We start from the raw sequence: 13,834 nt of genomic DNA, 5'->3' as shown, positions 1-13,834 counted from the left end.
ATCTTCACCCAGTTACTTATTGTAACACGCCCGCATTTTTTCATCACATATTTTCTTGTCCGCCCATACACTGAGTGGTAAGCATCATCATGAAGGAGGAATAAATATGTTCTATAATAATCAACCGCCTTATCCACAACAACCATTTTACCCTCAGCAACAGGACCAACGGTATGAAGAACAATATGAGGAATATGGGGAACAAGAACAACAATTTCAACAAAATCCATACGAAACACCGCAAAATCAAGAGCAACAATATGATCAAAACGCATACGACGCACGTCCAAATTATGATTACCCTCAAAACCCATATGCAGCACCGCAAAATCAAGAGCAACAATATCAACAAAATCCATATGCAACACCACAAAATCAAGAACAACAATATCAACAAAATCCATACGCAACTCAGCCGCAACACCCGCAATACCAGCCGCAAATGTATCAACCAAACTATGGCGCGCGTGTTTCACCACCGGCACCACAAACAATTGATCCGACACAACCACAAATTTTACCACCGGGACCAACACTTGATATTACACAACCGCAAATCTTACCACCAGGACCAACATTTGATATCACACAGCCTCAAATCTTACCGCCTGGACCAATTACAGAACCAACACAACAACAAATTCAACAAGTTGTCGGTACACAGTTTTTACCTTTAAAGAAACCTGTACTAGATTTCGTAAAACCTTGGGTAGATTACGGTTTAAATGAAGCAAAACATACATCGCACAAACACGCTTTAACAGAAGTTGCGGCGATTATGTTTTTAGTTGGGAAAGGATTCAATCCAACGATTGCACATTATATTGTGGAATCTTGGGAGAAGAATGAGCAGTTTTAAGGTTATCCATTTCATTTTAAATAAAACAAAAAAAGTGTCACAAATGCGTAAGTTATAAGCATTTGTGACACTTTTTGTTTGTTATATTAAATATCATTTCAATACTGAATTACTGCAGTTACCTTTTCTTTCTAGGACCAATAATTAATTTAATCGCCGTTCTTTCTTGATCATTAATAGTAACCTCTTGAAACGCTGGAACAAAGGCTAAGTCAATACCACTTGGAGCAACAAACCCTCTTGCGATCGCAATTGCTTTAATTGCCTGATTTAAAGAACCTGCCCCAATCGCTTGAATTTCTACATTACCACTTGTTCTTAGTACACCTGCAATTGCACCTGCCACTGAATTTGGTTTTGATTTTGAAGATACCTTTAATATATTTTCCATGTAAGTTGCTCCCTCTATTATTTAATCGCTCTTTTGTTACCGTTTAAAATATTTCAACGTATCTTTTACTACTATTCACACCAAAAGCAAACAATGCTACATATGTACATTCATTCGATACTTTTCGTCTTCTTCCTGCCCCACTACGTAAATAAAGTGAAACTTTAATCAGCCCTCACCAATCGGACTTTTATGGGCAGCCCGACCCCCACCTAACTTCTTTGCTTTCGCTGCATTTTGAGGTGGGGGTCTTACTACCCATTAAAGCGGGATAAAGGCAAACAACCATAAACTCTAATATACAAACATTTTAAAAGGCAGGCATTCGCTTAAACGATCACATCATTGCAACTGAGACTACTGGTTTTATTTTTACATGTGAAAGTAAAATATGCGTTCCCGCTCCACTTCAATCCCCCAAGATATTCCACTTGTATTTTTATCAAATCATTAACTTTTTTTCTTCAAAAATGGTTACAGCTTCTATTCTATTACTATATTTCATCGTATTAGCACTTTATACTCCAAATCTATCACCTTTTATATAAGACAGGCATAAAATACTATGAGTATACACTTCATTCATAATAGGAGGTAATATATTGGGTTCGTACTATCATTCTTCAAACTCCAATAAAAAATGTTCATGTAAATCTTCTTCTAGCTCATATAAAAAATGCTCATGCAATTCCTCTTCTAGTTCCTGTAAAAAAAGCTGTCCGGCATACGGCACTTTTTGGCAAACAGAGTTTATAACTGTTCCTTTTGGAGATCCTTTTCCATTTAATCACGTTGGCCCTATAGCAGGAGGAGTTTCCTTACTAAATCCTACTACTATACATTTTAGTCAAGCTGGTGATTATAGAGTTTCTTTTATTTCTACTATAAACACTACTTTAAATCCCGTATTTCCACATATACCAGTCATGACTATATTTTTAAATAATAATCCACTTGCTAATAGTCAAGGTGACTTTGCTTTTCAAATGAATACTTCATCAAATGACGAATGCCTTCAACTTGCAGGCGAAACGATTGTTACAGTACCAGCTAACGCAACCCTTCACCTGAAAAATAATAGTGGTTTTAATCGTCAAAGTATTATAACTTGTGATAATGGTATCAATGCAGTTGAATTAACAGTTATAAAACTAAGTTAATAATCATCTTCACATTTAGATGCTATTTCAGCATCTTTTTTTATTGAATACTGTTCTTTTGATTCCCATTATGCTTTTCTGTTACTCTAATAAAGTGAACCTATATTCAGTGGGGATTTTACTCCCCGTTAAGGCCGGATAAACATGAAAAAAGTACCGAACTCTTCTACTGCAAAAGTTCGGTACTTTTTATATTAACAACATCTCATTCTTTCTTACTTCTCCACATAAACCGACTTAACAATTGTACGATTGTATGGTTGTCCTTCTTTATTCATCCCTTTTATATCCATCGTAACGTTGTATACTCCTGGTTGCTTTATGTCCTTTAAAGCACCAGTAAATGTAGTATTATTAACATTTTGTAATTCATTATATTCAGAGACTAGCTTTCCTTCTTTATTAACTACTCTTACTGTTATGGAAAGATCCCCTTTCATTTCAGGCGCCACAGGTGATTTTTTCAGTTTATACTCAGATTTATTCACTTTAACTTTTGTAGGCATTTGGAGAACAAATGGCGCACCACTATAGTAATCGCTTACAATTAAATATGCATCTTTCGACTGCTTCGCCATCATTTTAACTTTCCATTCTCCTACATCCATTTTATCAAATTTAAATGTTCTAATTGTCGCACCATTAAAGAAAGATTCACCTTCACCAGCAGTTATAACGCTATCTTTATTTGTATACATTTTTCCTTTTGGAGATATCATTTGTACTTCTACATCAGAAGAAGCCGTTAATATAGAAACGATTCCTTCAGCTTTTTTATCAACCGCAACAGTTTGCTCTATCCACTGATTTTGTGGCAATTCTCCGCCTAAAATATTTTGATTTGAAGTTGTATTTAATTGTTCTATATTTTCATTTGAACTAGTGCTGGATGCTACTAAAGCTGGTACGGCTACATTTGCTGTCCGTAAATATGGTTCAATTCGCGCGAAAACAGCTGATCCTTTTCGTATATTATCATGATCAAATCTGGAATCTGTAAATAAATGCGTTCCATACGGTAACTTAGCACTCCACTCATTTACTAATCCATCATTTGAACCGTATGATGACAAATAGAACCCGCCCATAGATAAAGCAGAAAATACTGGTCCCCAGCTAGTCCCGGTAGCCGTATAGTAACGGTTTAATTTAGCTGCTGGATTATTATCAATCGTTGAACGAAATTTCGCCATTTCCCCCATTTGTAATGAGTACCTACCATCATCTTTTTGACCTAATATAGAAGCAAGCCATCCTGCCCACCAACTATATGATAAATCCGCCAAGTTTGATCCATGATGTGGCGTCGCAAGCGTAATAACATTTCCGACAAAACGATTTGCACCATATCCTACTAACGCAGCCTGTGTATCAATACCACCTTTACTATGTGCTACAATATTAACTTTTTTACCGAAATGATTATATATTTCTTCTAATTTTTGTGCTAATAATTTTCCGTTGTCCCACTGACTAGCTGATCCTTTTCCAGCAGCATCATATAATTGTATAAATACTGTTTGATAGCCCGCTTTCAAAGCATAGTCATACATATCATTTATATCGTGATACACTGTCTTTCCATACCAACTATCGGCATTCCCATTCCTTCCTTGTACAAAAAGAATTGGAGGTTTATTCTCATCATAATTTGCAGGTTTTTGACCTAAAAACCATTCTCCAGGTGTAGCTACTTCTTTATCTGGAAATCCCGTTTTAATTTCTTTTACTTCCTCCGCCTCTACCTTCGTACTAACTGCCATCGGAGTCATAATAAAAAATGCGAGAAGTAATAACATACACCTTTTCAAAATCCTCATTAACATTCCCCCTTTTTTGAAAGGAAGTACTATTTTTACTCTAGTTATTTCTTACTTATTTTTTAGATAAAAAAATAGTAACTGTCCTTTCTTATGAAACGTTATTCTCTCAACATGTATTCATTCCTTTTCCTATTAAACTCATTAAAAATTTCTCAACATATTTCTAACTAAAAAGCTGCGTATAAAAGGTTTATACCATAACCTTTTATACGCAGCTTCTTTCTTATAAATCAATGATATACTCATCATCATATTTATCATATTGGAGCCCTGACCCTATTTCCGATTCCGTAACTTGATCTCTTAAAAACGGTGCAGCTTCCATTTTACTAGTTGCAATTTCAATTCCATATTTTTTCGTTAAATGGGCTAATTCTATTAAAAACCACTCTCTTCGCAATGTAACTGGAATATCAAATGTTCTTCTTTTCATATATAATAGCACCTCTTTAATTTTCATAACTTAAAAAACATTATAGTATATGCATGTCCATTTTAAATGTGCTATTAATAAAACATAATTTCAGTTTACATAAAATTATTATGTACTAGTAGAAAGAGGCTTGTCCTCCTCTTTCTACTGTAGAGATTTAAATTACGAACATCTTGGTACACCTAAAGCTAAGAACAAACCTGCTACTCCCGCAGTAATCGGTACTTTTAACGTAATAACATCGTCTACTTTCGTTACTAAAAAGAAAGCATTACCTTCTTGTAATATACAAGTTACCAATAATTGAAATTCCATTTAAACCCCCTCCTTTCAATCGATATATTATACTTTATGAATTCTCTTTAAAAATGTAATAGGGAATACATCTATTTTTTCCTCATATACAAAATAAATGTTTATAAGTCTATTAAAAATACTAATTTTCTAAATTTATATAAAACGTGTAATTACCAATAAGTTCCTATATAATCAATAGTGAAAATCTTACAAATGGAGGTATAAAAATGGCGATTTTGAGTAATATTGGTGCAGCTTTATTTTTTATTGCTTTTATTCTTTTAATTTTATGTATCATTTCATTCTTTAAGAAAAATGGAAAAGCAACACAATATGGTCGTCCTGCCGTTATTCTTTTTATGATTTCGATTGTATTAATAATAACTAGTGCTGAGACTTCTAATAATCCAATTGTTGAATTCTTTTCTATTTTAAGTTTTGTTTTATTTGTTTTCTTCCTTGTGCTAGCAATCTTATCTGTAATTAAAAAGACAGGTGTAGCAAAAAAACAATTTATTATCACTGCTATTTTATTTGTCATTTTTGTTGCATTATTAAGTATTTCAGCTCCTTCTTCTGAAAAGACGACAGCAACTAGTAAAAAAGTTGCTTCTAACAATGCAGAACAAAAAGAGAACGAGCAGAAAAAAGAACTAGAAAAGAAAGAAGCGGACGAAAAAACTCAAAAACAAGAAGATGAGAAGCGTCAAGCCGAAGAACAAGCTCGTAAGCAAGAGGATGAAAAACGCCAAGCCGAAGAGCAAAAACGTCTAGCTGATGAACAAGCTCGTAAACAACAAGAGGAGCAAAAACGTCTAGCTGATGAACAGGCTCGTAAACAACAAGAAGAACAAAAACGTCTAGCTGATGAACAGGCTCGTAAACAACAAGAAGAACAAAAACGTCTAGCTGATGAACAGGTTCGTAAACAACAAGAAGAGCAAAAACGTTTAGCTGATGAACAAGCTCACAAACAACAAGAAGAGCAAAAACGCCAGGCTGATGAACAAGCTCGCAAACAAGAAGAGCAGAAAAAAGCACAACAAGCTCAAACACAACCAGCTTCCGGAAATACTAGTAATACATACTACAAAAATTGCGCTGCAGTTAGAGCTGCAGGAAAAGCTCCATTATATAGAGATCAGCCAGGATATAGCTCTCATCTCGATCGTGATGGCGATGGAGTTGCATGTGAAAAATAGTAATAAAAAAAGAAGCTTCTAGTAAGCTTCTTTTTTTATTACATAGTATTGCGACTAATTACCTCCACTCCCTCTTCCTTTTATAAAACTCATTTTATTATTCTCAAAATTGACACATTATAAGTGATTTCAATCACCACATGGTTTTTCATTTATCGCTATTCTTAATTTAGATATTACATTTAAACTTTATGGAGGCATTCATATGAAACATACATTTACTGAAACTTCAATTGTTGGTGAGATTGTTACACAATTTCCGAAAGCTAGTGATTTTTTCAAGTCATATAGAATAGATTTTTGTTGTGGTGGTAATAAGCCACTTATTGATGCAATTCATGAAAGAAATTTATCGGCTTCCGAAGTAATTACAGAGTTAAATACGCTTTATCATAATACGAAACGATTAAATGAATCTGAAATTGATTGGAAAAGTGCTTCTTATCGTGAATTGATTGATTATGTAATTAATAAGCATCATCGTTATTTAAATGAAGAGTTACCACAGTTAAGTCCATATGTGACGAAAGTATTACGCGTTCATGGAGCAAATCAGCCTCATTTAGCTCAAATTCATAAGCTATTTCATGAACTTAAAATGGAATTAGAACAGCATTTAATTAAAGAAGAAACGGAAGATTTTCCATTAATTTTAGAATTTGAACAAAATCCAACTGATGAAAACTATGCAAAGTTACGTAAAGTAGTAGATGAACTAGAAAATGAACACAATCATGCCGGAAATATTATAAAAGAGCTTCGTAAAGTGACAAATGACTTTACTCCTCCAGAAGGCGCTTGCGGCACTTATCGACTTGTTTACCAACGTCTTGAAGTGCTAGAGTCTGATTTATTTGAGCATATTCATTTAGAAAATAATGTTTTATTTCCGCGTGCCATTACGAGAGCATAAATCAAGTGCAGGACATGAGTGTAAATACTTATGTCCTGCTTTTTCATTTTGCGAAAAATATCCATGCCCCCTCACACAAATCCGAATTTTAACAATTTGTGAATCATTATAGAAGTGTGATAAATATCACATCTCCCCCTTTTTTGATTTTCTATAATAGAAATATAATCCTTTGTTCAACATTTCACATAAAAGGGGAAATGAAAATGAAAAAACGTTTAGTTATGATCGGAAATGGTATGGCGGGCATACGCTGTATGGAAGAAATATTAAAACATGATAGTGATTCATATGAGATTACTATTTTTGGAGATGAACCGCATCCAAACTACAACCGCATTATGCTCTCTCATGTTTTACAAGGCAAAACAAATATGCAAGATATCATTATGAATGAATACAGGTGGTATGAAGAAAACGAAATAACTTTGTATACGAATGAAAGAGTTCAAAGTATTAACAGAGAAGAAAAAATTATTATTACAGAAAAGAATCGTATTGTTACATATGACAAACTCATTATAGCAACAGGTTCTAGTGCTTTTATTTTACCAGTTGAAGGTTCCACCCTTCCTGGTGTAACAGGATTTCGAACAATTGAAGATACACAATTTATGATGGATACCGCTAAAGAAAAGAATAAGGCCGTTGTTATTGGTGGTGGGTTACTTGGTTTAGAAGCAGCAAGAGGTCTTATTGACTTAGGAATGGACGTGCATGTTGTTCATTTAGTGCCTAGCTTAATGGAGCAACAACTAGATACGAAAGCAGCTTCTCTTCTGCGTGAAGATTTAGAAGCGCAAGGCATGAAGTTTCTAATAGAAAAGAAAACTGTAAAAATTATTGGTACAGACTATGTTGAGGGCATTCAATTTGAAGATGGTGAAGTTGTAGGTTGTGATTTAATCGTAATGGCTGTCGGAATACGACCAAATACGCAAATAGCAAGAGATGCTGGTCTCATTGTCAATCGCGGCATTGTAGTCAATGACTATATGCTAACAAATGATGAATCCATTTATGCAGTTGGCGAATGTGCGGAACATGATGGTATCGCATATGGACTTGTTGCCCCTCTTTATGAACAAGGCTCAATATTAGCGAAACATATAACAAATTTACAAACGAATGGATATACGGGCAGTATCGTCGGTACGCAATTAAAAGTTGCTGGTTGTGATTTATTCTCTGCTGGTCAAATTTATGAAGATGATCAGACGAAAGCAATTTCAATCTTTGATGAATGTAAACGTTCCTATAAAAAAGTATTAATTCGTGATAATAAAGTCGTCGGTATCGTTTTATATGGTGACACAGCTGATGGTACACGCCTCTTTAGCATGTTAAAGAAAGAAGAAGACATACAAGAATATACAACCGCTTCCCTTCTTCACAAAGCTGGTGAAGAAAGTGAACTTGATGTTGCTACAATGAGTGCGGATGACACGATTTGTGGATGTAATGGTGTTACGAAAGGTACAATCGTTCATGCCATTTTAGAACAAGAGCTAACTACTTTTGAAGAAGTAAAAGGATGTACGAAAGCCGCTGGTTCTTGTGGTAAATGTCGTCCGCTTGTGGAACAAGTTTTATCTCATACACTCGGAGATGCTTTTGATGCTTCTGCGCAGTCTGCTGGTATGTGCGGATGTACAACTTTATCACGTGATGAAGTCGTAGCTGCCATTCACGAGAAAGGTTTAAAATCTCCAAAAGAAGTACGAAATGTTCTTGGTTTTGCACATGAAGACGGCTGTTCAAAATGTCGCCCTGCTTTAAACTATTATTTACGTATGGCGATTCCAGAAGAATATGAAGATGATAGATCATCCCGTTACGTTAATGAAAGAATGAATGGTAACATCCAGCACGATGGTACATTCTCTGTTATTCCACGTATGTACGGTGGCGTTACAACAGCAGATGATTTAATGAAAATTGCAGAAGTTGCGAAAAAATATGATGTTCCACTTGTGAAAATTACAGGTGCGAGCCGAATCGGCTTATACGGTGTTAAAAAACAAGATTTGCCTAACGTATGGGCTGACTTACATATGACTTCCGGATATGCGTATTCAAAATCACTTCGTAATGTAAAATCGTGCGTCGGTTCTCGCTTCTGCCGTTTCGGTACGAAAGATTCATTAGGACTTGGTATGTTACTTGAACAATCGTTAGAAATGGTAGATACACCACATAAAATGAAGATGGGTGTAACGGGTTGTCCTCGTAACTGCGCGGAAGTACTGACGAAAGATTTTGGCGTTGTTTGTGTCGAAAATGGATATCAACTTTATATTGGCGGAAATGGTGGTACAGAAGTACGCGAGGCTGATTTTGTAATGATTGTCCCTACTGAAGATGATGTCCTTCGCATCGCTACAGCTTACATGCAATATTATCGTGAAACTGGTATTTACGGAGAGCGTACTGCCTACTGGACAGAACGTTTAGGCTTCAATCATATAAAGGAAATACTACAAGATACAAATATGGTTAGTACGTTAAATGAACGTTTCCAAACAGCTCGTAGCACATATACGGAAGCATGGGGACAAACGCTAGAAACGAAGTCATTAAAAGCGATGTATGAAGTAGAAACTGTGAAATAAGGAGCTGTGATCTATATGATACAAACGAAAGAAAAAATAAAAGTTATGCGTGCGAAAGACCTTCCTATTCAAATCGGTAAAGAGGTACAAATGAAAGGTTTGTCTATCGCTCTATTTCGCCTTTCAAATGGTGATATTCGAGCTGTAGAAAATCGTTGTCCTCATAAAAACGGACCGTTAGCAGAAGGAATTGTATCTGGAGAATTCGTCTTTTGTCCACTGCATGATTGGAAAATCTCACTAATAACAGGTGAAGTTCAAAAACCTGATGACGGCTGTATTCAAACGTACGAAGTAGAAGTTATTGAAGGTGACATTTATTTATACATGTAATTTACGAAAGGAAGCCTCCTCTGGCTTCCTTTTAAATAAAAATTGATGAGGTGCGATGATGAACGGATATGTATATTTAGTTGGTGCAGGACCAGGTGATGAAGGGCTTATTACAAAGAAAGCGATTGATTGTTTAAAGTATGCAGATATTGTCTTATATGACCGTTTATTAAACCCTTCCTTTCTTCGTTATACAAAAGAAACATGTGAACTTATTTATTGCGGAAAAATGCCAAAGAATCATATTATGCGACAAGAAATGATTAACGCCCAACTCCTTCAATTTGCGAAAGAAGGAAAAATCGTTGTCCGATTAAAGGGCGGAGATCCCTCTATTTTTGGCCGTGTTGGTGAAGAAGCAGAAACTTTAGCAGCAGCGAACATTCCATATGAAATTGTACCAGGTATTACATCTAGCATCGCCGCTAGTAGCTATGCAGGTATCCCCCTCACCCACCGTAACTACAGTAATAGCGTCACTTTACTAACTGGGCATGCGAAAGGTCCTTTAACCGATCATGGAACATATAATTCATCCCACAATAGCGACACAATTGCCTACTACATGGGTATAAAAAACTTACCTACAATTTGCGAAAACTTACTACAAGCAGGAAAGAAAAAAGATACGCCAGTAGCAGTCATTGAATGGGGTACAACCGGAAAGCAGCGCGTTGTCACAGGGACACTTTCAACCATTGTTCCTATCGTCAAAAACGCTAATATTTCAAATCCATCCATGACAATTGTTGGTGATGTCGTTTCCTTACGAGATCAAATCGCTTGGAAAGAACGTAAACCATTACATGGTAAAAAAGTTTTATTTGCATCCTCAACAAATAAAACAAGTTCAATGATGCAACAGTTACAAGAATCCGGTGCAGAAATATATCAAATTCCTACCTTCAAAAAAGCAGAATATACATTAACACTTGAACAAATCAATGAAATTTCCAACGTTAATCGCCTTGTTTTTTGTTCATCTGAAAGTGCAGAAATATTGATGAGATCATGTAGCAAACACAAAAAAGATATTCGTTCTTTACAGGCGCAACTACAACATATGAACGTTATCACTCAAGAAAAACTTATGCAATATGGCCTCCTAAGTAAACAAGCAGAGTTCTCTTCCAATACTACTGTTTATTTAGGCAGAAACATTAATCGAATTGCTTTTATACAAGAGAAAATTGGTGCTGGCTCCTACATGATGACTCATGCGTATACTATTGATCATCGTTTTGATGAAGTCCATTCTCGTATGCTTTCTGAATTCTCATGGGATAGCATTGTATTTGATGGGCGTGCCTCTATTGATACATTTTTATCAGAAATAACACGACTTGGCTTTAGCGATATTGTTACTCTCCCCTTCTCGTATACCGACATTCCAACTTTACACTATGCGAATAAAGTCGGATTTCATCATATAGATGAGCAATTACAAGACATGATTATGAAGAAAGATTTGGTGGTATGATGAAAGGTATTGTATATGTTGGACACGGGAGCCGCTTGCAAGAAGGTAATAAACAATTCATTCATTTTGTTCAATCTGTTATGAAGGAACGTAACGAAAGGATTCAAAAAATAGCTTTTCTAGAACTAACAACACCTACTATTTCGGATGCAGTTACAGAAACGATACTAGAGGGCGCAACTGAAATAATGATTGTACCTGTTTTATTATTTGCAGCAGCTCACTATAAACGTGATATTCCTTTTGAGATAAAGAAACTACAAAAGAAATTTCCACAAATAACATTTTCAGTTGTATCACCCTTTAGTACGCACCCATATATGGTGGAACTTGTCGTAAAAAGAATACGTGAAGCTATGCCAATGCAAGGTAGTAGTATTTTACTCGTTGGACGAGGCAGTAGTGATCCGCAGCCGATACATGAGTTACAACAAATCGGAGCAACTGTCGAACGAAAACTCGGTATGCCAGTTTCGTGCTCCTTTTTAACGAAAGGAACCCCCTCTTTTACTGCTGAGCTGAAGACTATAACATCGACTGCATCCCATGTATATGTCATGCCGTATCTTCTATTTACCGGACTGTTGCTTCAAAAAATTAAGTTGTATACAAAAAAATATGATCACGTTACAACTTGTAACTGCCTACAATTTGATACATATATGAAATTAACATTATTAGAACGAATGGAGGAATGTGTGTATGTATAACATGTACCCTCTTATGTTTTATCTAAATAAAAAAGTTGTCGTAATTATTGGTGGAGGTAAAATCGCATATCGAAAAGCGTCTGGATTAAAAGATACAGGCGCTTTTGTCACCGTTATCAGCCCAGAAATTTGCGAGGAAATGAAGGAACTTCCTTATGTTACTTGGAAGCAAAAAACTTTTGCTAATGATGATATTAAAGATGCTCACCTTATTTATGCGGCTACAAATCAACATGATGTAAATATGATGGTCAAACAAGCCGCCCATGATTTTCAATGGGTTAACGTAGTAAGTGATGGTACAGAATCATCGTTTCACACACCGGGTGTCATCCGAAATAATGATTATGTTGTCACGATTTCAACTTCAGGTAAGGATCCATCGTTTACGAAGCGTATGAAGAAGGAACTAAAATCTATATTTCCTAAACTTATACAAAAGATTTCTCGTACATATAAATCATAATCTACCTCTTATCTAACTATGTATTTACTTTGGACAAACGTTTGTTAGAGGCGTTTGTTCTTTTTGTTTTGGTTCCTTCTTTGAATTAAGCCGCTTGATTATTAAGCATGTTACAATTGTAAACGACATCTAATATCGATGGGATTTCCGTCCATCGTTTACCGCCTCAAATCTATTCGCTTTTAAACATATATTCAAAACAAAATATGTGACAAATAAATAACGACAGTTACTGTAATAATGCTGAAAAGTGTTGAAAATAAAACGATTTGTGCATGTAATTCAGGCTCTATTTGATACTCCATAGCAATGGTTGATGTATTTCTTGAAGTAGGAAAAGAACTTGCAATAAATAATGATTGTGCAACAATACCACCAATGTTTAGTAGGTAGATCATGGCAAGTGCTAATAATGGTCCCATCAGTAACCTTCCAATTAAAGCCCATGTTATGACTCGATGGAAAAAATTCAGCTTAATGTTGGATAATTGCGCTCCTAGTAATATGAGTGCTATTGCAACAAAACTATTCGCAAGCTGATTAAGAGGTAGAAAGATAGAATTAGGTATTTGAATTGTAAAAGATTGAAAGAGAACCCCTAATATGAGTGCATGAAATACAGGCAGTCTTAGAAATGATTGAAGAATACTTCCTATTGTTTTTGTTGCTGATAGTAAGTTATATATCCCATACGTATAAGTTAAAATATTCTGAAAAATAACGATAAAAATTTGAATGGAAACCCCCACTGGATTGTGACTGAAAATCAATTGACTTACTGGTAATCCATAATTACCGGAATTCATTAACGAAATGCTATTTTTTAGAGCTGCACTTTCTCCTTTTTCTAACTTTAATCTTTTTGAAATGAAATGACTTACTATCATCACACTCATACTGTAAAGCATTAAATAGTAGATTATCTGGAGCAACAAGCCTGTTTCTATACTAATATCATATATATTCACAAATACAGCCGCTGGCATCAAGCAATAAGTAATAAGTGTAGATAGCTGCTTTAAGTTAAATTGGAACTTTCTTTGTAAGATTGCACCAATTAGCATCAATATTAATATTGGTAATATTACGTCTAATATAATAAAAATAAACATTTAATACCTCATTCTACATATATTTTAGTTGGATTAAACGCTC

At 35.2% G+C, this 13,834-nt stretch carries 14 protein-coding genes; 9 read left to right on the top strand and 5 right to left on the bottom strand.

Annotated elements, in window-relative coordinates; genetic code table 11:
* Positions 1 to 106 precede the first annotated feature (106 nt).
* On the top strand, positions 107 to 859 hold the full coding sequence (locus tag PDL00_RS08515) for a hypothetical protein (protein ID WP_270728462.1): 753 nt from the start codon (positions 107 to 109) through the stop codon (positions 857 to 859).
* A 118-nt stretch (positions 860 to 977) separates the two neighbouring features.
* Here the strand turns inward: PDL00_RS08515 and spoVS are convergent, their stop codons facing one another.
* Positions 978 to 1,250, bottom strand: coding sequence for a stage V sporulation protein SpoVS (gene spoVS, locus PDL00_RS08510; protein ID WP_061678591.1), 273 nt, complete (start codon positions 1,248 to 1,250; stop codon positions 978 to 980).
* A 602-nt stretch (positions 1,251 to 1,852) separates the two neighbouring features.
* On the opposite strand from spoVS, the gene PDL00_RS08505 reads away from it, so the two are divergent.
* On the top strand, positions 1,853 to 2,410 hold the full coding sequence (locus PDL00_RS08505) for a preprotein translocase (protein WP_270728458.1): 558 nt from the start codon (positions 1,853 to 1,855) through the stop codon (positions 2,408 to 2,410).
* 215 nt (positions 2,411 to 2,625) lie between these two features.
* On the opposite strand, the gene PDL00_RS08500 is transcribed toward PDL00_RS08505, so the two are convergent.
* From PDL00_RS08500 to exsG, 3 genes are all read right to left on the bottom strand, one after another.
* The gene (locus PDL00_RS08500) at positions 2,626 to 4,209 is read right to left on the bottom strand and encodes an esterase/lipase family protein (protein WP_442868321.1); all 1,584 of its coding nucleotides are present in this window, start codon (positions 4,207 to 4,209) and stop codon (positions 2,626 to 2,628) included.
* A 247-nt stretch (positions 4,210 to 4,456) separates the two neighbouring features.
* Positions 4,457 to 4,666 (bottom strand): hypothetical protein, encoded by a 210-nt coding sequence (locus PDL00_RS08495; RefSeq protein ID WP_270728451.1) that lies wholly within the window; start codon positions 4,664 to 4,666, stop codon positions 4,457 to 4,459.
* A 162-nt stretch (positions 4,667 to 4,828) separates the two neighbouring features.
* Positions 4,829 to 4,981: an exosporium protein ExsG gene (exsG, locus tag PDL00_RS08490; protein WP_000395678.1), complete on the bottom strand. Its 153-nt coding sequence runs from the start codon at positions 4,979 to 4,981 to the stop codon at positions 4,829 to 4,831.
* A 209-nt stretch (positions 4,982 to 5,190) separates the two neighbouring features.
* On the opposite strand from exsG, the gene PDL00_RS08485 reads away from it, so the two are divergent.
* The 7 genes from PDL00_RS08485 to PDL00_RS08455 all read left to right on the top strand — a co-directional run bounded on the left by PDL00_RS08485 (position 5,191) and on the right by PDL00_RS08455 (position 12,679).
* Positions 5,191 to 6,165 (top strand): excalibur calcium-binding domain-containing protein, encoded by a 975-nt coding sequence (locus PDL00_RS08485; protein WP_270728448.1) that lies wholly within the window; start codon positions 5,191 to 5,193, stop codon positions 6,163 to 6,165.
* 205 nt (positions 6,166 to 6,370) lie between these two features.
* Positions 6,371 to 7,078, top strand: a complete 708-nt coding sequence (gene ric / locus PDL00_RS08480) for an iron-sulfur cluster repair di-iron protein (RefSeq protein ID WP_242257136.1) — start codon at positions 6,371 to 6,373, stop codon at positions 7,076 to 7,078.
* A gap of 206 nt (positions 7,079 to 7,284) precedes the next feature.
* A complete protein-coding gene (gene nirB / locus PDL00_RS08475; RefSeq protein ID WP_270728445.1) occupies positions 7,285 to 9,690 on the top strand; it encodes an NADPH-nitrite reductase large subunit in 2,406 nt (801 codons plus the stop codon).
* 15 nt (positions 9,691 to 9,705) lie between these two features.
* Positions 9,706 to 10,023, top strand: coding sequence for a nitrite reductase small subunit NirD (gene nirD, locus PDL00_RS08470; protein ID WP_242257134.1), 318 nt, complete (start codon positions 9,706 to 9,708; stop codon positions 10,021 to 10,023).
* A 58-nt stretch (positions 10,024 to 10,081) separates the two neighbouring features.
* Positions 10,082 to 11,503, top strand: a complete 1,422-nt coding sequence (locus PDL00_RS08465; RefSeq protein ID WP_270728441.1) for a uroporphyrin-III C-methyltransferase — start codon at positions 10,082 to 10,084, stop codon at positions 11,501 to 11,503.
* Positions 11,503 to 12,213 carry a sirohydrochlorin chelatase gene (locus PDL00_RS08460; RefSeq protein ID WP_270728437.1) on the top strand — a complete coding sequence of 237 codons (711 nt, stop codon included), beginning with the start codon at positions 11,503 to 11,505 and terminating at the stop codon, positions 12,211 to 12,213. The genes PDL00_RS08465 and PDL00_RS08460 overlap by 1 nt, the downstream gene beginning before the upstream one ends.
* The gene (locus PDL00_RS08455; protein WP_242257131.1) at positions 12,206 to 12,679 is read left to right on the top strand and encodes a precorrin-2 dehydrogenase; all 474 of its coding nucleotides are present in this window, start codon (positions 12,206 to 12,208) and stop codon (positions 12,677 to 12,679) included. The genes PDL00_RS08460 and PDL00_RS08455 overlap by 8 nt, the downstream gene beginning before the upstream one ends.
* A 194-nt stretch (positions 12,680 to 12,873) precedes the next feature.
* On the opposite strand, the gene PDL00_RS08450 is transcribed toward PDL00_RS08455, so the two are convergent.
* Positions 12,874 to 13,791, bottom strand: coding sequence for an AEC family transporter (locus PDL00_RS08450; RefSeq protein WP_270728430.1), 918 nt, complete (start codon positions 13,789 to 13,791; stop codon positions 12,874 to 12,876).
* Positions 13,792 to 13,834: the final 43 nt, after the last annotated feature.

The sequence above is a fragment of the Bacillus cereus group sp. TH152-1LC genome (assembly GCF_027710505.1).
Taxonomy (GTDB): domain Bacteria; phylum Bacillota; class Bacilli; order Bacillales; family Bacillaceae_G; genus Bacillus_A; species Bacillus_A mobilis.
This window is presented reverse-complemented; position numbering and strand designations above follow the sequence as displayed.

Excerpts from the sequence above, each read along its gene's own strand:
- PDL00_RS08460 (WP_270728437.1), top strand. The coding sequence starts at position 11,503 with ATGAAAGGTATTGTATATGTTGGACACGGGAGCCGCTTGCAAGAAGGT.
- PDL00_RS08455 (WP_242257131.1), top strand. The coding sequence starts at position 12,206 with ATGTATAACATGTACCCTCTTATGTTTTATCTAAATAAAAAAGTTGTC.
- PDL00_RS08495 (WP_270728451.1), bottom strand. The coding sequence starts at position 4,666 with ATGAAAAGAAGAACATTTGATATTCCAGTTACATTGCGAAGAGAGTGG.
- nirB (WP_270728445.1), top strand. The coding sequence starts at position 7,285 with ATGAAAAAACGTTTAGTTATGATCGGAAATGGTATGGCGGGCATACGC.
- PDL00_RS08465 (WP_270728441.1), top strand. The coding sequence starts at position 10,082 with ATGAACGGATATGTATATTTAGTTGGTGCAGGACCAGGTGATGAAGGG.
- PDL00_RS08500 (WP_442868321.1), bottom strand. The coding sequence starts at position 4,209 with ATGTTATTACTTCTCGCATTTTTTATTATGACTCCGATGGCAGTTAGT.
- nirD (WP_242257134.1), top strand. The coding sequence starts at position 9,706 with ATGATACAAACGAAAGAAAAAATAAAAGTTATGCGTGCGAAAGACCTT.
- spoVS (WP_061678591.1), bottom strand. The coding sequence starts at position 1,250 with ATGGAAAATATATTAAAGGTATCTTCAAAATCAAAACCAAATTCAGTG.
- ric (WP_242257136.1), top strand. The coding sequence starts at position 6,371 with ATGAAACATACATTTACTGAAACTTCAATTGTTGGTGAGATTGTTACA.
- PDL00_RS08450 (WP_270728430.1), bottom strand. The coding sequence starts at position 13,791 with ATGTTTATTTTTATTATATTAGACGTAATATTACCAATATTAATATTG.
- PDL00_RS08515 (WP_270728462.1), top strand. The coding sequence starts at position 107 with ATGTTCTATAATAATCAACCGCCTTATCCACAACAACCATTTTACCCT.
- PDL00_RS08485 (WP_270728448.1), top strand. The coding sequence starts at position 5,191 with ATGGCGATTTTGAGTAATATTGGTGCAGCTTTATTTTTTATTGCTTTT.
- exsG (WP_000395678.1), bottom strand. The coding sequence starts at position 4,981 with ATGGAATTTCAATTATTGGTAACTTGTATATTACAAGAAGGTAATGCT.